Here is a 22545-nt window from a genome sequence, read left to right as displayed (position 1 = left end):
CGCGATGAGCATCGACCAAGGTTCCCTGGGCTCGTTCGGGGACCTGGGCATCGCGCTCGGGCTGCTCACGCCGGACGGCCAGCCGAACGCGTCCTGGTTCTCCGACCCGGTCACCGGCGGCGCCGGCCCGGCACCGCACGGCCTCAAGCACCTCCTCGAGGACCCCGACCAGCGGGCGGCGCTGACGCACTTCGTGGACCAGGTGCTCGGCCCGCCCGAGGCCCGCACCCGGTCGGGAGCCACCTGGGTGCCGTTGTTCCAGAACGCCGACCCGACCGTCACCGTGTACGCCGTCCTCGGGGTCGCCGACGGCGAGGTCCGGCTCGGCTTCGGCGTCGAGCACACCACCCAGGGCGCCGCGCCCACCGTCTCCACCCGGGTGCACGTGCCGCTCTTCCGGTTCCCCGAGCGAGACACCGGCCCGCTGGTCCCGGACGGCTTCGACCCGACCTGGCTCGCGCTCGGCCGTCCGGGCGGCGAGATCGAGATCGCCGTCGACGCCACCCTGCGCGACACCGCTCCGGCGGCCGAGGCCGCGTCGCTCGGCGGGGTGGCGCTGGCCGTCGAGATCCCGTCGTACGCCGGCGACGTGGGCTTCGAGATCACCCTCCGGGACCTGCAGCTGCCCGGAGCCACCGCTCCGCAGACCTTCACCCTCGACGTGGCCCACCCCGACGAGATCGGGCCCCGGATCCTCGACCTCGCCGCCGGGCTGGTCCGGGCGCAGGCCGACGCGCTCGGGTCGCAACTCACCCAGCCGGCGCTGCGCCCGTTCGCGGCCCTGGCCGGGCTGCTCGGCCTGCGGGACGTCACCGACCTGCCGGCGCTGCACCTCGCCGACGTCCCCACCCGCGGGATGGCGGTGCTCGTCGAGTGGGCCGAGACCGTCGTCCGCGACCCCGCCGCCCGGGGTGCGTGGCTCGGCCAGCTCGCGCTGCTCCTCGGCGGCCGGCTCGACCCCACCGGGGACAAGGTGCTGATCCCGATCACCGACGTCGCCGGCGTCGGGCGCGTCGAGGCGGCCTTCGCGCTCCGCGTCGAGCAGGGCGACGGCGGGCACACGATCCTGGTCCCGTGGGCCGAGGTCGCCCTGTCCGCCCGCGCCGGGGTGCAGGCGCGGGCGGCCGTCGACCTGCTCCGCGCCGACATCGGGACCGGTGCGTGCACCGCCGTCCCGGCCGTGCGGGTCGAGGCCGTCTTCGGGGTCGACGCCGGGGGGAACGCCCTGGTCAGCTCGCCGCCCCAGCTCGGCGTGGAGAGCCTGCACGTCGGGATCGGCCTCGACGGGGCGCACCGGCCGACCTTCGTGCTGACCGCCCGTACCGTCGTCGTCTCCGGTGCCGAGCGGGCGCTGGTCGACCTCTCCACCCCGGACGCCGCGCTCGCCGCCGGGGCGGACCTGGTGACCGGCGCACTCACCGGCGCGCTGGGTGCGCTCGGCGACGCCGGCGACCTGGTCGCGCGGCTCCTCGGCGTGACCGCGACCGGTGCGGTCGCCGCGATCTCGGTACCGCACCTGGTCGCCGACCCGGTCGGCACGATCCGCGACCACTGGCACGCCGTCCTGCTCGACGGCGGCGCGATGCAGGACCTGCTCGGTCGCGCCTCCGCGCTGGTCCGGGGAACCGCCGCCGGCCTCGCGCCCGGCACCGGGACCGCGACCGACCCGTGGCAGGTCGAGCTCGCCGACGGGGTCCGCATCGACGCCACCCGGACCGGCCAGGTGCTGGACCTCCGGCTGGCCGCCGCGGTCGAGCGCACCGTCCTCACCGACCTGCTGCTGACGACCACCCTCGGCATCGGCCTGGCCCGGATCGACTTCGCCGGACCGGGGGTCACGTTCGCGACCGGAGCCGCCCTCGCCGCCCGCCTCGCCCGGGCCGACGAGCATCCCGTCGCGCTCGACGCCGGTGCCTTCCACGTCGTCGGCACGGACCTGGAGATCGAGGCCCGCTGGTCCCGGGGAACCGGGCTCGGCCTCCAGCTGTCCTCGGACGACCTGGCGCTCCTGGTCGACGACGTCGCCGTCGGCATCCCGCTCCCGGCCCTCGGCCCCGACGGGCGGCTGGTGCTGCCGAGCCCGGACTGGGACGCCGTCGAGACCGCGCTGGCCACGCTCATCGCCCAGATCGGCATGCCCGAGGTGGACGCCGCGGTCCGCCTCCTCGGCTGGACCGGGACCGGCCCGCACCTGTCCCTGGCCGCCCTCCTCGACGGCGACGCCGCGGCCGCGCTCGAGGCCTGGCTCGCCGACCTGCTCCTCGACTGCGACCGGGTCCGGGCCGCGCTCGGTCCGGTGGCCCAGCTGCTCAGCGGGTTCTCGCTCTCGGCCGCCCTCGGCACCGGCAACGTGCGGGACCCGTTCCGCTGCCCGGTCGCCGGAGAGCCCCGCGCCCCCGGCCTGCGGGTCTGGCTCGACCCCGGCTGCGCGGTCAGGCCCGGCGGACCGTTCGTCGCCACCGGCTCGGTCCTCGGATCGACGCCGCCCGCGCCCGGGACCATCGCCGAGGTGCTCCGGTTCGGCGCCCAGCGGCTGCCCGACGTCGCCGACCTGATGGTCGGGCGCGACTCCCTCGGCTCCGGCCTGCAGGCGCTCGTCGACCGGTGGCGGGGCACCGACGGCCTGGTGGGGAGACCGGCGCTGCCGAGCGACGTCGACGCCCTCGAGATCGTCGGCGTCGGCGGCGCCGAGCTCGCCGCCCTCGGGCGCACCGGCGCGCTCGTCCCGCGGATCCTGGCGACGGCCGCCCCGGTGGTCCACGTCGGCACCGGCGCCGAGGTGCTCGCCGACCGGCCGGCCGGGTCGGCGTACGACCTGAGCGGGAGCGGACCGGTGCCGCAGCTCCCGGCCGGCGCGGGCCCGTACTTCGTCCGGCTCCCGACGCCCGCGCAGGCGGCGCTGGCCCGGCCGGACCGCGGCGGAGTGGGCGAGCAGGCCGCTCGCCTGGTCGCGCTGCTGGCCGGGCGGGCCGGGGACCTGGTCCTGGTCGGGTACGGCGACGCCGGCGCCGCCGCGATCCGGGCCGCGGCCGGCCTCGACCACGTGACCGACGTGGTCACCGTCGGTACCCCGTGGGCCGACACGTCGTACCTCGCGCTCACGGCCGGCCTCGGCGGAGACGCGCTCCAGCTGCTCGGCCGGCTCCAGCGCGCCGACGTCCCGGCCTGGCCGGACCCGTTGCTCGGCGGGCAGTGCACGCCGCTGCAGCGCACCCGGCTGCTGGTCCGGGACTGCCAGGCCGTGCTGCGCGCGGAGAACCAGCTGCCCCGGGCCGACACCGAGACCCGGCGGGTCGGGCTCGCGGTGCACGCCGTGTTCGGCAGCCTGGACGACGACAGCCTGCTCCGCGGGCTCGGCGCCTTCGTCGCGGACGCGCTCGAAGCGCGCGGCGAGGCCCTCGTCGAGGCCACCGGTGACCCGGGGGAGGTGACCGCGCTCCACGTCGCCGTCGACGTCCCGGTGCTCGACCTCGACCTCGGCGGCCTGCTGGTCGGCGTCGGCGCCGCGTTCGAGACCTGCCGGATCGCCCGCGCCGGCGACGGCATCGAGGCGAGCCTGGCCCGCGGCCTGGTCGTCGAGCTCCACCTGGGCGTCCACGACGGGTGGCTCGTCGGCGGTCCGGGGTCGACCGGCACCAGCGGCGACCTGCGCTGGATGTCGGCCCGGGTGGAGATCCCGTTCGACGGCACCGCCGGGACCGGCGAGCTCGTCCTGCACGAGGCACGCGGTCTCGGGATCGACCGTGAGCGCTGGCCGGTCCGGGCCGGTGCCGACGGCGTCACCGCCACGGTCGCGGTCCCCGAGGTCCGGGTCCTGCTCGGCGACGTCGTCCGGCGGCTGCGGGCGGCCTCCCCGCACCTGGACACCCTGCTCGGGGGCTTCGGCCTGGTCGCGGCGGCCGGAGGGCTGGACGTCGACGCGCTCGACCGGCTGCTCCACGACCCGGCCGCCACGCTGCGCGGCCTCGTCGCCGCGGCTCCCGCGGAGATCGCCTCCGCGCTGCGGGGGCTGGTCCCGGGGGCGACCGGCACGGCCGCGGCGATCTCCTGGGAGGTCGGCCCGGCGAGCCTCGGTCTCGACCTCGCCACCGGCGCGCTCACCGGCAGCCTGGTCACCGACGTCGAGGGACTCCTCCCGGTCCGGGTCGACGTCGCCGCCGGCGCCCACCCGCACGCGACGCTGGCGCTCGGCACGCTCGACGAGCACCTCGGCGGCGCCCGGCTGACCGCGACGGCCGGCCCCGGCCCCGGTCCCGTCCTGACGGTCGCGGCCGCGTGGTCGGCGGCCGGCGGCACCCCGCGGACCGCGGGGATCTGGCCGGTGCTCGAACCGGCCCCGTTGATCGATCTGATCGGGACCGCCGTCCCGGCGCTCGCGCTGCAGGGCGTGCTCAGCGGCCTGCTCAGCAGCGCGAGCGAGACCGGCCGGGCCGCGCTCGAGACCGGGCTGTCGGCCTGCGGGCTGCTCCGGCAGTACGCCGAGGGCGGGGCCGTCGTGGTCCTCCCGCTGGCGTTCGTGCAGGACCCGGCGGCGTACGTGCTGGGGGTGGCGAGGTCGGCCGGCGACCAGCTGGCGGCTGCCGGCCGGGACGTCCTCGACGCCCTGGCGCACCTGCCCGCGGAGGCCCCGCCGGGCGACGGGACCTGGCCGATCGCCGACGGCGTCGAGCTCCGCTACGCCCTCGACGGCGACGCCCTGCGCTGCAGCCTGCACGTGACCCTCGACGAGACCCTGGACGGCGTCCGGATCGAGACCTCGTTGGCCGCCGGAGCGCTGCTCCGACCCGGGGTGCTGCCGGCGCCGGTCGTCGACGTCGCGGTCCGGGTCGACGGGCTCGGCCTGGAGCTGGGCCTGAACCCGGGCCTGAACCCGGGCCTGGAGCCCGGCCTGCGGGTCAGCATGCTGCGGCCCGTGCCGCTGGCGCCGCTGCCGATCTACCCCGACGGGCCCGGTCTCGGGCAGGCCTTCGAGACGGCCGCGCTCTCCCTCGTCCCCGACCTGCTCAACCGGCTCGCCGGGCTCGCGACCGGTCCCGCCGGGCTGGCCAAGGACGTCGGCGCCCTCGTCGCCGAGCTCGGGGACGCTCTCGCGCTCCGCGAGACCGGCCAGTTCACGACCGCCCGGATCGCGCTCTTCGCCGGCGACCCGTCGGCTGCGCTGCTCGCCCACCTGCCGGCCCTCCTCGGCGAGGCCGCGACGGTCCTGGCCCGCGCGGTCAACGGCTCCGGCAACCGGATCGCGGTCAGCCGGACCGCGGGCGCCACCACCTTCGGACTCGGGACCGCCCCCGGGCCGACGCTGGCCCTCACCCTCGACACCGCCGGACCGGTGCCGGCCGTGGACCTGGCCGCGCAGTGGCCGGTCCCCGGGGTCGGCACCGTGCGGCTCGACTCGCTCCGGCTGTCCGCGTCCGGGGTCGCGATCGGCGCCCGGATCGGACCGGTCCCGGTGCACGCCGGACCGCTGGCGCTGCGCCCGATGCTCAGCGTCCGCGCCGGCAGCGCCGTCCCGACCGACCGGCTGCTCAGCCTCGGCCTGGCCCTCGACGACGCGGCCACCGAGGCGGTCGAGCTCCGCTGGGGCCTGGACGCGTCCCCGCCGGTCCTCGCCGCCGTCGACCGGGACGGACAGGGGGCGGTCAGCCGGGTCAGCGAGCCGGACGCCCCGGTGCGGCTGCTCTCCGTCGGCGTCGCGCTGGCCGGCGGGCTGCTCGCCCAGGCGCTGCCGACCACGCTGCTGGACGCCCGGGTGGTGCGGATGCTGCGCGGCGTCGCGTTCACCGAGACCGCCACGACGCCCGACCTCGACCCTGCCATCGGCGCCGACCTGCTGCGCCCCGAGCAGCTGCTGCACCGCCTCGAGCGGCTGCTCTGGAACGTCGCCACCGACCCCGAGCCGCTGAAGCTGACGATCGACGACAAGGTCACCATCGCGCTCGCCTGCACGCCCGGGACCGGCGACGACCGGTCGCTCGGCGTCTCGCTGTCGCTGAAGACGCCGAGCACCCGCTACACGCTGGCCGACGGCGACGTGAAGGTCGAGCTGGAGGTCGACGCCAGCTGGCTCGAGCCGTCCGTGACGCCCGGCATCACCGTGTACGCCGTCCACGGCGTCCGGACGGGAGCGACGTACGCCTTCGACCTGCGGCCGGGGATCAGCGTGGCCGGCCTCGGGGTGCGGTTCACCAAGTCCTCGGGCCCGCTGCTGTCGGCCGGCCCGGTGGCGCTGGACGGCATCGCGGTCCGCGTGTACGCCGAGGCGACGGTCGCCGGGGTCGGCGGCGGGGCCCAGGTCGAGCTCACCGGGCTGGCCGTCGCACCGGGCGGCGCCGGCGGCTCCAACACCGTCGCCAACGGGATCATGAACGACGCCGGCGCCTCCAGCCCGTCCCAGCGGCCGACGTTCGACCCGGCGCTCGCCGTCCAGCGGCACCCCGGCAACCCGGACTTCCGGGTCAGCATCCGGGCCGGCCGGCCGCCCGGCCCGTGGTGGGTCGTCGTGCAGCGCCAGCTCGGCCCGCTGTACGTCGAGCGCGTCGGGTTCGACTCCGCCGAGTCCGGCGGCCGGGTCAGCCGGATCGCGCTGCTCTTCGACGGGCGCGTGGAGATCTTCGGCCTGACCGCCGCCGTCGACCAGCTCACGATCACCTGGCGCGGCGGCGACCTGCTCGACATCCACCAGTGGGAGGTCGACCTGATGGGGCTGGCCGTCTCGGCCGACCTCTCCGGGATCGTCCTGGCGGGCGGGCTGCTGAAGACGGTCGACGGGACCGGCGACGACCAGGTCGTCTCCTACGTCGGGATGCTGCTCGGCCGCTTCGGGATCTACGGCCTCACCGTCTTCGGCGGCTACGCGAACGTCCACGGCGACCCGTCGTTCTTCGTGTTCGGCGCGGTGAACGGCCCGATCGGCGGGCCGCCGGCGTTCTTCGTCACCGGCCTGGGCGGCGGGCTCGGCATCAACCGGCGGCTGGTCGTGCCGGAGGACCCGCGCCAGTTCCCGACGTACCCGTTCATCATGGCGCTGGACCCGTACGCGTCCGTCCCGGACCCGATGACCGAGCTGCGCCGGCTCAACGACTTCTTCGGCCCCGAGCGCGGCAGCTTCTGGTTCGCCGCCGGGATCAGCTTCACCTGCTTCTCGCTGGTGGACGGCATCGCGGTCGTCGCGGTCGCGTTCGGCAACGGCCTGGAGATCAACCTGCTCGGCCTGGCCCGGATGGCGCTGCCGAACCCGGCGGCCCCGCTGGTCTCGATCGAGCTCGGGCTGCTCGCGCGCTTCTCCGAGCGCGAGGGGGTCTTCCTGATCCGGGCGGCGCTGACCGACAACTCCTGGCTGCTCTACCGCGACGTCCGGCTGACCGGCGGGTTCGCCTTCGCCACCTGGTGGAAGGGGCCGCTGTCGGGTCAGTTCGTGCTGACCGTCGGCGGCTACCACCCGGACTTCCACGTCGACGGCTACCCGGACGTGCCCCGGGTCGGGCTGGTCTGGCAGGTCAGCGACGACATCGTCATCAAGGGCGGCTCCTACTTCGCGCTGACCTCCGAGGCGCTGATGGCCGGCGTCGGGGTCGAGGCCGTCGCCGACTTCGGCTGGGCCTGGGCGCGCGCCCGGTTCGGCGCCGACGGGCTGATCTACTTCGACCCGTTCTGGTACGACGTGCAGGTCTACGCGACCATCTCGGCCGGGGTCACGATCGACACCTGGCTCTTCGGCGAGATCAGCATCTCGATCACCACCGGTTGCGCCGTGCACGTGTGGGGGCCGGACTTCTCCGGCGAGGCCACCGTCCAGGTCGGGCCGTGCTCGGTGACGGTGCCGTTCGGCTCGAACGCGCGCCGCGAGGGCCGGGTGCTGGCCTGGTCGGAGTTCGTCGCCAAGTACCTGGAGGACGCCGGCGGCGGGACCGCCCGCGCGCTCTCCGCGGTCACCGGCCGCGGCTCGCTGCCCGCGGCCACCGGGGGCGCCCGCTCGGCGCCGCCGTCCGACGGCAGCGCGGAGCACCCGTTCGAGGTGTTCGCGGAGTTCGAGCTGACCCTGGTGAGCACGGTGCCGACCACGGCGTACGACGTCGGGCTGGCCGCGGACGTGACCGTCCGGGTGCTCCGCTCCGACGGGGCCGGCGCCGCGCTCGGGCTGAACCCGATGAAGTCCTCCGCGCTCAGCTCGGTCCAGGAGATCCGGCTGGAGCGCTGGAAGCAGGACACCGCGACCTGGGTCGACGACGCCGAGGACCTGCGCCAGCTCGGCCACACGGTCGGCACCGGTGCGTTCCCGATCGGCGTCTGGGGCCCGCCGGACCTGGTGCCGCCGGAGCAGGCGCCGACGCGGCTGCCGGCCGGGGACGTCCTGTTCGCCGGGAACCAGGTGACCCTGGTGGCGGAGGCGTCGAAGATGAGCGTCGGGCCGCAGATCGACTACTACAAGGTCGAGGCCGGCCGCCGGGACCTGCCGCTGCAGGCCGAGGGATCCCAGCGGGTCGCGCTCTCCGGGACCGCGGCCGGGGTGACCCTGCCGACGCCCGGGAACCCGGGGGAGGCCCTGGACGCGGCGGTGCGGCTGCTCTTCGACACCGTCCGGACGCGCACTGCCGCCGGGCTGCAGCCGACCGGGCTCCGCTCCCGCACCGCCGGGGCGGCGTACCGGGGGCAGGTGGCGGCACCGCCGCTCTTCGGCTCGCTGACCGACGGCCTGGCCGTCGAGAACCCGGACACCGTCACCTCGGACCCGGTCGCGCCGCCGCGGCCCGCGCCCGCCCCGGCCACCCAGGACCCCCGGGTCCTCGGCTACTTCACCGCCGGCAGCGGCGTCGCGTTCCGCAAGGCCGGCACCACGGTGTCCGGCCGCGGGCGGGGCGTGCCGGAGAAGCGGCGGCCGGCACCGACCACGGCGTCGGTGCACACCCGGCTCGGCCGGTCGCTGCCGGTCACGCTCGAGATGGCCCCCGCGCCGGGGGTGCGGACCGGGCGGACGTTCGCGCCGGCGGCGCTGCCGTTCACCGCGGCCCCGGTGGCCGAGGCCAGCTACCCCGTCGGGCACCCGGCCGCGCGGTCGCGGGTCGCGGGCATCACCGGGCTGGGCGGGACCGCCCCGAAGGGCGCCAAGGCGCTGCGGACCTCGGCCCTGGTGAAGCGCGCCGCGGACGCCCCGGCGGCGCTGGCCTCCGGGGACGTGGTGGTGCTGAACCTGCCGGACCACGCGACCGACGTGGCAGCGTCCCGTCCGGTGCTCGACCTCGGCGGCAGTGCCCGGGTGACCGTGCTGCGCGGGGACGGCGCGGTCCTGCTCGACGGGGTCCGCGCCGGAGCCGTGGAGGTTCCTGCCGGTTCTGCGCTGGTCGCGGTCCAGCCCGACGGCGTCGTCGACGCGGTGGACGGCTGCGCGGGCTGGCACAGCCGGTCCAAGATCGCGGCGCTGAGCGGGCTGGCGGCCACCGCGGCCGGCTGCACGGTCGTCGTGGACACCGGTCTCACCGTGACCGCGGCGGGCTGGGCCAGCGCCGGGGACCTGGTGGCCGACGCGGCCCGGGTGCTCACCCGGTTCACCACCGCCGTCCGCACCGTCGGCGTCGTGGTCGAGTCCGACGCCCCGGACCGCGTCGAGGACATGGGCCTGGAGCTGATCGGCGCCACCCGCGCCACCGGTCCGGACGGCGAGGCCGTCGAGCCGCACCTGGTGATGAACGGCTCCCAGGTCGTCGCCCTGTACGACGTGGTCCCCGATCCCGAGGCCGGTGCCGTCGCGGTCAGCGTGGCCACCGGCGGCGGCTGGCGGCTGACCGGCGTACTCGGGTCGGACCGCACCGCCGACGCGCTGGCGCAGGTGATCGTGCGCGACGGCCTGGTCGGCGCGACCGCCCGGCTGGGCGCCGTCGCCGGCCCCGGGTGCAGCCCGGCCTGGACCGCGGCGAAGCCGAAGTCGAAGCGTGCGGCGAGAAAGGGAGGGGCCCGTGGGCGTCGACCCCGGTAAGTTCCGGCTCTACTCGCGCATCGAACCGCCGCTGAAGGCGGGGTCGTACCGCTTCACCACGCGGCAGAACCTCGGCGCGAGCGACAGCCACGGCCCGCTCGGCAGCGACAAGCTCCCGGTCGAGGAGCTGGTCACGCACGTCCGGGTGCGCTCGCCGCAGTACGTGCTGCCGACCGACCAGGTGCTCTCGACCTTCCCGCCGGCCGGGCGCGAGGGCTCGTTCGGGTCCCGGCTGCCGCAGGTGGTGCTGCGCCGCCGGACGCTGCCCTGGGAGCGGACCGTCGACGAGGCCCACCCGGACGAACCGTGGTTGGCGCTGGTGCTGATCGCCGAGGGGGAGGCCGAGCTGCGGCTCAACCAGAAGGTGGCCGACTGCGTCACCCCGGGCGTCCGGCTGGACACCCCGGCGGACGTGGAGCAGGGCAACACCCTGGCGGTGCGGCAGTCCGCCGTGCACCGGATCTTCCCGACCCGGGAGGAGGTCCGGCTGCTGGCGCACGCGCGCGAGGTCGACATCAACGACACCGAGCTGATGATGGGCGACGACGACGGGTTCCTGGCGGTGGTGATCAGCAACCGGCTGCCGCTGCCGGCCCGCGACGCCGACGGCAAGGAGGCGCCGGTCAAGTACCTGGCCTGCCTGGTCAACCTCTGCGGCCAGTGGGACCGGCTGCTGGCGAAGGCGCCGCCGCACGTCGACCTGACCCTGGTCCCGGAGCTGCTGGAGACCCGGGCCTACTCCCTGGCCGACGTCGACCACGCGAGGATGAACCTGGCGACCGGGCCGAGGCTCGGGGCGACGGCGCTGCCCCAGGGGCTGCCGAAGGGGCTGCCGAAGGACGCGAAGGCCGCCGGCAGCACCCGCACCGGCGTCGGCCGCACGGTCGTCGACGCCGAGGTGGCCGCGCCGTACGCCGGGGCGGCCGGGTGGGCCAGCGTGAGCGACCAGCACGAGGTCGCCAACATCTACACGAGGATGGCGGCGCCGTTCGGCCTGGCCACGACCAGCGGCTTCATCGGCGGCGACTTCATCGCGATCGACCCGGAGCTGCGGTTCCCGGTGCTGCTGCACTGGAGCTTCACCTCGACCGGGGACGAGACCTTCCGCAGCATCATGGAGAGCCTGCAGTCGGGGCTCCTCGGCACCGAGCCGAAGGGTCCCGCGAAGCCGGGCCGGCCGCCGCTGGAGATCGTCGAGACCGGCCACGCCGGCCTCGCCCACCGGCTGCGCGGGGGAGACGAGGTGCGCTCCTGGTACCGCGGCCCGTTCGTCCCGCACCCCACCGAGGACCCGCCGGGCGGGCGGTTGGACCTCGCGCACGCGGCCGACCAGGTCCGCACCGTCGTCCCGGACGGCCGTGAGGACATCTCGCTCGCCTCCGCGTTCGAGATCGGCCGGCTGCTCGCGCTCTCCCGGCCGTCGGTGGTGGCGGCGCTGGTCCGGTGGCGGCAGCAGGGATACCAGACGGCGAGCCTGCTCGGCGGGTACGCCGGCGCCCGGCTCACCGCTCAGCTGACCGGCCTGCTCGCCGGCATCGAGCTGGAGGTCGACCGGGCGATCGGCTCCCGGATCGGCGGCCTGGTCGCGGACCGGCTGGTCGAGAAGCCCGCCGACGTGCTCGGCGACCCGTCGCCGCTGGTGCGGGCCGGCCGGCCGGTGCTCGAGGACCGGGCGGCGAACCAGGTCCTGGCCCGCGGGCTCGGCCTCGACCCCGCGCTGCTCGACGGGACCCCGGACGGGGTGCTCGCCGGCCTGGAGGGCGCGAAGACGCGGAGAGCAAGAGTTCCCGAGCTGACCTTCGCCGAGCAGCGTGACGTGCTGGCCGCCCACCTCACCACCCGGTTCTCGCGCGCCGCGGTGCAGGCGCTCGCCCCGCAGCTGCGCGACGGCACGCTCGACCTCGGCGACGTGCGGCTGCCGGGCGACCTGCAGGAGGCACTGCGCTCCGCGGCCCGGCCGGCCGTCGGCGAGCTGCGCCGCCGGCTCGACCTGGACGTCGACCTCGGCACCCTGCCGCACGGCGCCGACCCGCTCGACCTGCTGATGCACGCGCGTCCGGTGGAGCCCGACGAGGAGGACGAGCGATGATCAAGCGGGACATGGTCGTCCAGCTCCAGGTGATGAGCGACGCGCTGGCGAACCCGCCGGACGTGGTCCCGGAGATCGGCGGYGCCGACGACGCGGGCGCGATGCCGGCCGAGCTGCGCCGCTGGCTGGTCTCGCTGCGGCTGCTCGAGGCGGTGCCGTTCTCCTACCTGGTGGCGGACTCGGCGCTGCTGCCGGAGGAGTCGATCCGCTGGTTCTACCTGGACCGGCGCTGGACCGACGCGCTGGTCATGGGAGCACTGTCGGTGGGCACCGTGAACAGCGACGACCGCACCCACCTGGCGGCCCAGTACCCCGCGGTCCGCAGTGAGCTCGACCGGGAGGAGCGGCAGGTGCGCCGCGCCGCCGGCGCCGACCGGCTCTCGGCCGACGAGGACGGCGGCCCGGTCAGCGGGTTCCTGCTCCGGTCGAAGGCGGTCTCCGGCTGGCCGGCGCTGCACGTGCGCGCGTTCAAGGTCGACCCCGACGAGGCCGACGACGCCAAGTACGACGAGGACGACCCCCGCCGGTTGCGGCTGCTCCGCCTGGAGCGGCTCGCCCCGGCCGTGCTGCTCTGCCTCTTCGACGGCATCCCCGAGGTGGTGCACATCGAGGAGCCGCGCCAGGGCGTCCAGTTCGGCTTCACCGCGACCCGGAGCGGGAGCACGCTCACCGCGCAGATGCGGCCGCGCAGCACCGCCGACTTCAGCTACCTCAGCGGCCAGCCGGTCGACGTGCCCTTCCGGTCCGGGGCCAGCGGGGTGGTCGACGTCAAGCAGCTCGAGAAGGCGCTCAAGCCCCGCGTCGGCAGCGGCGCCGCCGACGGGCTGGACAGCGCCGAGTACGCGCTCCAGCTCGTCCAGCTGCCGTGGCGACAGGTGTGGGGCGACGCCGAGGAATTCTCGGTCTCGTCGGTGTTCAAGGCGACGGTGAAGTACTCCGCGCTGACCAGGACCTTCACCCGGGAGCAGCCGTGAAGCCGGTGTTCGCGATCGGGGCCGACCTGGCGGAGCGGGCGGTCGCCTCGCCGCGGCTGAACTTCCTCGGGCGGATCGACGTCGACCTGGCCACGCTGGGCACCTGGGACCCGCGGCTGCCGCGGCGTACCCGGATCCTGGTGCCGGTCGACGTCCAGGCGTTCGTGGCGCACGCCGACGTCAACGAGCCCACCGTGGACCTGCTCGGCGGCCTGGAGGACCCGGCCCCGTTCGCCGACGGGGCCGCGAAGGCCCCCGGGGTGCACCTGCACTGGGCGATGCCGGACGCGCTCAGCACCGCCCGGCACGACCCGGCCACCGGCGGCCCGAGAGGTGGCCCGAGAGGTGGGCCCGCCTCCCCGCTGCTCCCGGACGCCTGGGTCGTGGTCCGCACCCTGCAGCCGGTCGGCGCCCAGCAGGCCGTCGCCACCGGCTGGGTGATCGACGCCCGGACCGGGGTGGTCGCCGACCTGCCGGCGTACGGCGGGCCTGCGGAGACGCTCCCCGCCGACGCGATCGTCCCGCTGACCGCCACCTCGAACGGACTGCACTGGACGGCGTCGTACGCCGCCTGCGCGAACCGGTTCGGCTTCCACGACCCGCTGACCGACCTCGACCAGGTCCGTGCCGCGTCCGCGCCGGCKGGCTTCGCCGGGGACCAGGCCGTCTACACCGTCGCGGGCTGGTGGACCGACCCGGCCGCGGACCCGCTGGACGGAGCCCGGGCACCCGCCGGTCTGGACGCGGCGCTGCGGGCGCTCGGCTGGCACGTGAACCACGACGTCAACGACGACGACGTCGCCGAGCCGGACAAGAAGAGCGAGCTGCGGGCGGCCGCGCTGGGCCTCAAGCGCCCGGTCGAGGAGCCCGCGCCGCAGGTCGTCAACGCCGACGGCACCAAGGCCGGCGGCCGGCTGCGCGGGGTCGCGGTGGAGGCGCGGTACCCGGTCGAGCGGGCCGGGGCGGTGCTCCTCGGCGACCGGTTGCCGCGCTACCACACGCTGCTGCACGGCAGCGTGCTCGGCGTCCCGGTCGGGAGTGCGCTCCCGGACGCCGACGACCGGCCCGCTCCCGATGCCCTCAGCGTCGCGCTCGGCACCGACGTGGACGACGTGGTCGCGGCCTTCGGTGCCGCCGGGCTCGGCCTCGGCCCGGACGCCCGCGCGCTCGCCGAGGACGCGATGGCCGCCTTCAGCATGGGTGCGGTCAGCCGGCTCGGCGCCACCGACGGCCTCGACGAGATCGCCCAGCGCGAGCACGAGAACGGCTTCTGGTCCTTCCCCGGCACGCCGCTGCCCGACGCCCGCGCCGACCGGCTCCGGGTCGACGACGCGCTCGCCAGCGGACCGACCACGGTGGGGCGCAAGGGCCGGGGAGCGGCGAGCGCGGCGGGTCCGGAGGCGGCGGCCGAGGAGATCCGGACGCTCGCCTGGAAGCAGACGTTCGACCTGAAGGCCTACACCGCGAAGCGCGGCTCCGGCGCCCGGCGGCGCACCGAGGAGACCGAGCGTCCCGCCCCGGCGGCCCCGGCCGCGGAGTCGCGCTCGGTCGACCGGCCCGCCCCCCGGTACTTCCGGCCGCAGCCGCCGCTGGTCGCCGTACGGGGTGCCCGGCCGAGCCACCGGCACCACGGCGACGGCCTGTTCGACTCCAGCGGGATGCTGCTCTGCCGGTACCCGCGCTCGGCGGTGCCGCGCTGGGACGGGCTGGTCGACGGGGCCGTCGTGCTGCCGACCCTGGGGTCCGGCGCGATCCCGGCCGAGGTGCTCACCGTGGTCCGGGAGGCGATCCTGCTCAACCCGTACGCCGACGACTGGCTGGCGGCCGCCGGGGCGCCCCAGGACGACCTGCTGCAGCCGTACCGGACGCGGATCGCCGGCGAGCTCGTCCGGCTCTACGGCGTCGACGGCCGGTACGACGGCAGCACCCGGCTCGACTTCGCCGTCCCGAAGGCCGCGGGGTCGGGCGCCTGGGGCCGGCAGCTTTTCGAGGACCGGCCCGAGCACCTGCGGATCACCGCCGAGCTGGCCACCCGGTCCGCCCTGCACGGCACCCCGCCGAGCCCGGTCGCGCTGACCACCTGGCGGCAGCCGTGGGTGCCGCTCTGGCTGGAGTGGGAGGTGACGCTGACCGGGCGCGACTCGCTGCGCGGCTGGCACCTGGACCAGTACGACGTCGAGCCCGGCCCCGGTCCCGCCGAAGGGCACCCGGTCAGCACCACGCTGCACGGCCGCAGCCCGCTGGGCCAGGGGGCCGGCGAGACGCTGCGTGCCGCGGTCGCGACCTGGCTGGAGTCCGAGCACCGGCGGGCGGTCACCAACGGGACCGATCCGTTCGGCACCGGCGAGGTGATCGGCGAGCTCGCCAACCTGGACCGGCCGCTCGACCTGGTGTCCGCGTCGTTGGACGGCATCCGCGAGCAGCTGCTCGGCATCGACTTCGTCGGCCAGGTGGTCCGCGACGCCCAGGGCCGGCCGACGGCGTCGGGGACCCCGACCGTGCTCTTCGGCGGGACGCTGCGGATCGACGCGCTGCGCGTTGTCGACGCCTTCGGGCGGACGCTCACGCCGACCGACGCCGTGCTCGACGCGGCCGTCAGCACGGTGGAGCTCGAGGTCGCGGGGGAGGCCCGCACGATCCGGCTCCGGCCGCGGTTCCAGGGCAACGCCCGTTGGCTGCTCCGGCTGGTGGATGCCTCCCAGCCGCCCGGGAGGCCGCTCGACACCCTGCGCGAGGCCTACGTCGACCAGCTCGAGCCGGGAACGGCGCCGAACCCGGTGGCGGGCTTCCTGCTGCCCGACCACGTGGACGAGTCGCTGGAGGCGTTCACCGTCGGCGGCACGCCCCTGGGCGAGATCGGGCACGACGCCATCTCGGCGGCCGTGACCTGGGAGCCGGCGCCCGGCCGCGCGGTCGCCGCCGACGCCGGCCCGCTGACCGGCATCGAGGCCCAGGACCGGCTGGTCGCCGAAGTGGCCGCCGGCCTCGTCCGGGCCGACGCGGCCGCCCGGGCGCTGCCGCCGGACCAGCGACCCGACGACGGTGCGCTGGTCACCCTGCTCCGGGCCGTCGACACGACGCTGTGGACCGTCGACACCTTCGCGACCCTCGGGGCCGGCACCGTCGCGGCGCTGGTCGGCCGGCCGATCGCGGTGGTCCGGGCGACGCTGCGTCTCGACCTCCCCGACGACCTCGCCGAGGTGACCGTCACGGCGGCCGGCGGGACCGAGGAGCGGAAGGCCCGGTTCGACGCGCTCGGCGACGAGCTGGTGGAGGTGCGGATCGGCACGCTCACCCGCAGCGACGACGCCGTCCTCGGCTACTTCGTGGACGACGACTACGAGCACCTGCACCTGGTGGACAAGGTGCTGGCGGGCCACGCCAAGCTCACCGGCCGCACCGTCGGCCAGCTCGGGATCCTCGGCTCCACGACCGCGCCGGACACCACGACGCTGCGGCACCCGTACCTGGTCACCGACGGGGTGCTCCGGCTGCGGCCCCGCCAGACCACCGTGCTGACGCTGCTGATGCTGCCGATGGGCAAGGTGCACCTGACCTCCGGCGTGCTGCCGCGCAAGGAGATCGGGCTGGCCGACAGCTGGTTCGCGGCCGGGATGAAGCGGCTGATGCCGTCGGTGCGGGTCGGTCCGCTGCTGGTCGACCCGGCCGAGATCCGGCTGCCGCTGGTCAACCTCCTCGGCGACAAGCAGACCTTCACGCGGCGTACCGGCGAGCTCGCCTGGAAGGACGACGCGATCCTCGCGGCCACGCAGACGGCCTACCTGCCGGTGCAGCCGCACGAGGTGCAGGAGGGCTGGATCCGGGTGACCCCGGGCGAGGACGGTGCCGGATGAGCGACGCGCGTACCGCGGCCAAGGCCGCCAAGCGGGACCGGGCGATGGCGCGGCAGCGCTTCGTGGTCGACCGGATGGGGGAGTACGACCAGCGGGCGCTGGACGACGCGGTCTCCGCGAAGCTCGCCGAACCACGGCCGAAGAAGAAGGGCCGAGGCGTCCAGCCCAAGGGCTTCCCGACCGGGGACGCCAGCCGCTGGGTGCCGATCGGGCCGTCCGTGGTCCGGCAGGGCCAGGGCTCGGGACGGCCCCGGGTCACCGGCCGGATCCGGGACCTCGCGATCCACCACGAGGGCAGGCGCGCGTACGCCGCGAGCGCCCGCGGCGGGGTCTGGTACACGGCGGACGGCGGTTCGACCTGGGCGCCGGTCGGCGGCTGGGCCGAGCGTGCCGTCGGGGCGGGCGGCCCGAACAACGCGCAGTCCTGCGGCAGCCTGCTGGTCGACTTCGGCGCCGACGTCGACCACGACTTCGTGATGGTCGGGACCGGCGAGACCGTGCCCGGCGCGAGTGCGTTCACCGGCAGCTGGGGCGGCCTCGGCGTCCTCGTCGGGACCGGCCCGGCGGGCAAGCCGATCGGGGACAACCCCTGGGAGGTCGAGTCCGGCCTCGCCGTGCTGCGCGGGCTCGGGGTGTTCAAGCTGGCCCGGAACCCGGCGTCGACGCCCGCCTCGACGACCGGCGCGACGACCGACCAGGTGCTCGCGGCCACCAGCGCGGGGCTCTACCTGGGCACCCGGGTCGCCGGACCGCCCGCCTCCTTCTCCTGGACCAAGCTGCCCGGCATCGACACCCTGATGGCGGTGGCGCCGAGCTTCACCCACCCCGCGCCGCCCGCCCAGCCGGCCGGGGTGACGCCGGCGGTCACCGACGTGCTCTGGGCGACCGGCGGGGCCAACGGCCGGATCCTGGTCACGATCAACCGTCGCGGGCTCGCCTGGAGCGACGACGGCGGGACCACCTTCGGCTGGGTGACCGGGCTGAACTGGCCGGTCGGCGGACAGACCGTCCAGGGGGTCAGCTCGATGGCGCGCGCGCCCGGCACGAACACCGTCTACGTGCTCACCGGGCTCCGGAAGGCCGCCGGGGCGCCGGCCGCCGTCGACGACGACACCGCGCTCTTCCGCGTCCCGGACATCACCCCAGCGGGTGGCGCGGCCCCCACCGCCGCGGTCCGGGTCCGCGGGGTCCAGTCGCGGCTGTGGCCGGGGCAGCGCGACTACGACCAGGCGATCGACGTGGACGTCGTCGCCGTCGGCGCCAACCCCGCCGTCCACCGGGTCTACCTGGCCGGCTCCTTCTTCGAGGCGGTGCCGAACACCTTCGACGCCAGCCTGTGGTGCTACGACGTCCAGGCCGACGACACCCTCGCGCCGGCGCCCGGGGTCTCCCGGCGCGGCAACCCGGGAGCCGGTGCCGGCGCCGGTGACGGCGCCCCGGTCGCGTCGTTCATCGGGCAGGGCGTGCACGCCGACGTGCACGTGGTCCGCCTGGTCGGCGACACCCCGCAGACCCGCCAGCTCTGGGTCGGCTGCGACGGCGGCGTCTACGTCTCCACCCAGGCCGGGCGCACGCACACCTTCGCGCCGCGCTCGACCGGGCTCGGCACCCTGGAGGCCGGGTTCAGCGCGAACCACCCGACCTCGAGCCACTTCGTCGCGGCCGGGCTGCAGGACAACGGCAGCCAGGTGCGGGCCGGCGAGACCGTCTGGGAGGAGGTCTTCGAGGGCGACGGCGGCGGCATCGTCTTCGACCCGGTCCAGCCGCACCGGATCGTCGGGCAGTACATCACCTCGTCGTGGTCGGCGAGCCCGCCGACGGCGTTCGTCAGCCCGACCGCCCGGTTCGCCGGCGGGGGCTCCAACGACGACGACCGGGAGTTCAGCCAGGACGTCACGTCCTTCTACTCCGGCGCGGCGGTGACCACCACGGCCGGCGGCACCACCCGGCTGGCGATCGGCACCAACCGGATCTGGATCACCGACGACCTCGGCACCGCGAACCCGAACACGTGGCGGGTGCTGCGCTTCCCCAGCGGGGCGCCGGTGGACGCGCGACCGAACGGCACCGACCCCGGGAACCTGCGCCGGTTCGGGGTGCCGGCCGGCGCGCTCGGCCTGCCCGCCATGGCCGCGAACGCGAAGTTCGGGCCCCTGGGCCGGGTGACCACGCTGCGCTGGATGAATCCGACGACGCTGCTGGCGATGTTCCAGCGCGGCGTGATGACCTGGACCGAGACGGCCCCGGGGACCTGGCAGGGCGCCGTGGTCCTCACCGGGGCGCAGATCCTGGCGACGGCGCCCGGGGCGRCGACGACGGTGCTGACCGACGTCTTCCCGGCCGGCGGCACCGACTTCTACCTGACCACCAGCGGGGATCCGAACAACGCGGCGGTCGACACCTGCTTCCTCTTCACCCAGGCCGGGGCGGCTCCTGGGGTGCTGAACCGGACCAGCCTGCGCACGGTGCTCAACCAGGCCGGCCCGCCCGTGGTGGTCGGACCGCTCGACCCGGCGTACGCGGTGGTGGTGGACCCGGCCGACGCGAAGCAGGTCTACGTCGGCACCGTGACCGGCGTCTGGCACGGCGTCCGCACGCCCGGCACCGCGAACGTCGCCTGGGCGCCGACCCCGTTCGTCAACGGGCTGCCGCAGGCGGCGGTCCAGGACCTCTCGATCCACTACGACGCGGCCAACCCGGCGCCGCGGCTGCTGCGCGCGTCGATCCAGGCCCGCGGGGTCTGGGAGGTCGACCTCGCCGTCGCCGACGAGCCGGTGCGCACCTACCTGCGGGTGCACCCGCAGGACGACCGGCGCCGGTTCCCGACCCCGATGGCCGACGTACGACGCCCGCCCCCGGGGGCCTCCTTCACCGCCTTCGAGAGCCCGGACATCACCGTCCGGCCCGAGACCGCCGCGCAGATCCAGCCGCAGTGGCAGCTCGGCGCCGGCACCCTGGCGATGACCGCCGCGAACCCGCCGACCTACCAGCTGTGGACGTTCCAGACCGCGTTCCGCTGGCTGTTCCCGAGCGTGCTCGCGACCGGGGTCTGGTCGCCCTCGTTCCAGCAGCTGGTGCTGCGCCGCCGGGTCGAGCTCGGGATGTCGCCCCAGCCGATCATCGACAAGCCGCTGTGGGACGCGGTCGTCGGCACCCGGATCAGCCCCGCGACCGGGGCGCCGTCGAACAACGCAGCCGACCCGCTGGCCGTCTACCGGCCGCCGTGGCAGAGCGGCGCGGCGATGGACGTCGGCGCCACCGAGGTCGACCTGGTGGAGTGCGTGCAGCCGGTCTCGTCGGTCGGCGGCGTCTGGCAGGTGCACCAGGAGCGCAACACCGTCGAGGTGCTGCTCCACCACCGGGACACCCGGCCGCTGACCCCGGCGCAGAGCCACGCCGTGCTGCTGTGGCGCTCGGCCCCGGCGATGCCGACGCTGCAGGGCCTCGGGATCGCCGACGTGACCCCGTTCCTGGCGCAGTGCGCGACGACCGGGCTCGTGCAGGCCGCGCCCGGGGCCTGGCAGGTGGCAGGGCCGGCGGCCGGCGCGGCGGTGCGGTCGCTCGGGGTGGCGCTGGACGCGCGCATCCCGCGGGCGGTCTCGTTCGACGTCAACCTGTCGGCCGTGGACCCGTCGCACTTCGTGCTCCTCCTGGCGGTCGCCTGGAGCGACCTCGACAAGCTCGCCCAGGTGCCGGTCGGGTTCCCGGCCCTGCCGGCCCTGCCGACCGTCGCCGACCTGGTCCGGGGCTGGCCGTACGCCGCCGCCCGGATCGTGCAGGTCACCCCGCGTCCGGTCCCGGGTCCGTGAGCGCGGCCGGGTCGAGGTCCTCGACGCTGTCGACGACGAAGGTGCTCCAGCCCTGGACGCCGCGGACCCGGACCCGGCGGCCGTCGTACCGGGCGAGCTCGGGCTCGACGCTCAGCGCGGTCGCCTCGCGCCGGCGCAGCACGACGGGGGAGCCGTCGGGGTCCGCGTCGCGGTAGAGCACCGCGCTGGTCATCTCGGACTTCGACCCCTCGGCGGTGACCTCGACCGCCACCGTCCCGACGAGCTCGTCGGCCGGCTGGGTCATCCCTTGCGCCAGATCGTGCTGACCTGCCGCTGCCCGTCGGCCTCGCGGGCGATCACCAGGCCGTCGCGGCCGGCGGCGCGGACCGGCGCGACGTGGAAGCGGTACCCGGCCCGTGGGGCCCGGCGACCCTCGGTGAAGGTCAGGGCCGTCCCGGTGGCCGCACCGGCGCGCAGGCCGGCTTCGACGGCGAGCTCCTCGGCGCTCACCTCGCTGCGGCGCGCGGGGGAGGAGGAGGACCGCGGCACCGTCGCCCCGAGGGCGCGGCCGGCGGCGCGGAGCACGGCGCGCCGCTGGGTCAGGGCGGCGACCGGCCCGCCGCCCTTCGGCACCACCTGCTTGGGCCGGCCGGGGACGCGCACCGGCTGCAGACTGGGATCGCCGAGCAGGTCGAACTGGCCCAGGGTCTTCAGGTCCTCCGGGCCGAGCGCCCCGAGCTCGCGGAGGTAGCGCTGACGGGCGTCGAGCAGCGCCCGCCCGGTCGAGGCCCCGGCGATCACGCCCTCCAGCACGAACCGGCAGACCAGGTCGGCCTGGCCGTTCCCGTCGGCCGGCCCGTAGGCGGTGGTCGACGAGCCGACGCCGGCGTACGCGGCGCTGCCGAGGTAGGCCCACATCATCGGGAGCCGGCCGCCCAGGTCGGCCGGGTCCTGGTGCATCGCGCCGTAGCAGCACTCGGCCGCGACGACGGTGCCCGCCGTGATCCGCCCGTCGACGTCCTCGGGGGAGAGCGCCACCGTGTCGACCGGCGCGTTCGAGTCCAGCTGTCCGAACCAGTCCGGGGTCGTGTCGCCGCCGTGGCAGTTGACGAAGTGGGTCCGCGCCTTCAGCTCCGCCCGGGTCCACCCGGTGGTCCGCGGCGGGCTCAGGTTGGTCACCGGCGCCGGCCCCGGGAGCAGGTCGACGCTCAGCGTGGTCGAGCCCTTCCACGCGGCCGCGGTGAGCGAGAAGACCTGCTGGTAGGTGCTGCTCGCGCGCTGCTGGTACGTCGTCGCGGTGTCGAGCAGCCGGAGCAGGAACTCCGGGTCGGTCGCGCCGACGAGGTCGGGGAGGCGCCCGACGACGCGGGTCACCGACAGCAGTCCCGACGGGTCGAGCAGGGTCGCGCTGGTGCCGGCCCAGGTGTCGGGGATGTCGCACGCGTACGGGAGGTCGCTGGGCAGGTACGGGTCGTCGTCGCCGTCGATCCCGCGGAGCGGGTTCCGCAACCGGGCCTGCGGGACGACGTCGGTCGCCCCGACCAGCAGGATGTACGACGGCAGGTACTTCGCGGCCGCCCGGTCGACGGTGCGCACGGTGGCGGCCCAGTCCCCGTCGGCGACCTTCGCGACCTTCAGCGCCTTGGCGCTGCTGGCGTTGTCGAGCAGCAGCAGCCGCGAGGTCAGTCCCCGGTCGCGGTCGGCGGCGTCCAGCGCGTCGAGCGCCGTCCTGACCCGGGCGGCACCGGCGGTCCCGTACTTGCGGCGCAGGGCACCGAGATGGGTCACCACCAGCTTGTCGCAGCCGACCATGGATCCACCATGGCCGAGCGCGCGGACGGCCACAACCCTTGCGGCGCTACCAACCGGCCCCGCCGCGGTGGTCGGT

At 76.0% G+C, this 22545-nt stretch carries 7 protein-coding genes; 5 read left to right on the top strand and 2 right to left on the bottom strand.

The features are described from left to right. Positions 1-4 precede the first annotated feature (4 nt). From AB4Y76_RS15975 to AB4Y76_RS15955, 5 genes are read left to right on the top strand one after another with little or no spacing between them, the layout of a single operon-like run. A complete protein-coding gene (locus tag AB4Y76_RS15975; protein ID WP_441927016.1) occupies positions 5-9970 on the top strand; it encodes a DUF6603 domain-containing protein in 9966 nt (3321 codons plus the stop codon). Next, positions 9951-12059, top strand: coding sequence for a hypothetical protein (locus tag AB4Y76_RS15970; protein WP_441927014.1), 2109 nt, complete (start codon positions 9951-9953; stop codon positions 12057-12059). The genes AB4Y76_RS15975 and AB4Y76_RS15970 overlap by 20 nt, the downstream gene beginning before the upstream one ends. Then, positions 12056-13033 carry a hypothetical protein gene (locus tag AB4Y76_RS15965; RefSeq protein WP_441927012.1) on the top strand — a complete coding sequence of 326 codons (978 nt, stop codon included), beginning with the start codon at positions 12056-12058 and terminating at the stop codon, positions 13031-13033. Before AB4Y76_RS15970 ends, AB4Y76_RS15965 begins: the two co-directional genes overlap by 4 nt. Beyond that, positions 13030-16887, top strand: a complete 3858-nt coding sequence (locus tag AB4Y76_RS15960) for a hypothetical protein (RefSeq protein WP_441927010.1) — start codon at positions 13030-13032, stop codon at positions 16885-16887. Before AB4Y76_RS15965 ends, AB4Y76_RS15960 begins: the two co-directional genes overlap by 4 nt. After that, the gene (locus AB4Y76_RS15955; protein ID WP_441927008.1) at positions 16884-20696 is read left to right on the top strand and encodes a hypothetical protein; all 3813 of its coding nucleotides are present in this window, start codon (positions 16884-16886) and stop codon (positions 20694-20696) included. The genes AB4Y76_RS15960 and AB4Y76_RS15955 overlap by 4 nt, the downstream gene beginning before the upstream one ends. On the opposite strand, the gene AB4Y76_RS15950 is transcribed toward AB4Y76_RS15955, so the two are convergent. Together AB4Y76_RS15950 and AB4Y76_RS15945 are read right to left on the bottom strand one after the other, a co-directional pair. After that, the gene (locus AB4Y76_RS15950) at positions 20668-20961 is read right to left on the bottom strand and encodes a hypothetical protein (protein ID WP_441927006.1); all 294 of its coding nucleotides are present in this window, start codon (positions 20959-20961) and stop codon (positions 20668-20670) included. The two genes, AB4Y76_RS15955 and AB4Y76_RS15950, sit on opposite strands and share 29 nt — an antisense overlap. Next, a complete protein-coding gene (locus AB4Y76_RS15945; protein WP_441927004.1) occupies positions 20958-22469 on the bottom strand; it encodes a hypothetical protein in 1512 nt (503 codons plus the stop codon). Before AB4Y76_RS15945 ends, AB4Y76_RS15950 begins: the two co-directional genes overlap by 4 nt. Between the last annotated feature and the right edge of the window lie 76 nt (positions 22470-22545).

This window comes from Marmoricola sp. RAF53, assembly GCF_052114005.1.
Lineage (GTDB): Bacteria > Actinomycetota > Actinomycetes > Propionibacteriales > Nocardioidaceae > Marmoricola.
This window is presented reverse-complemented; position numbering and strand designations above follow the sequence as displayed.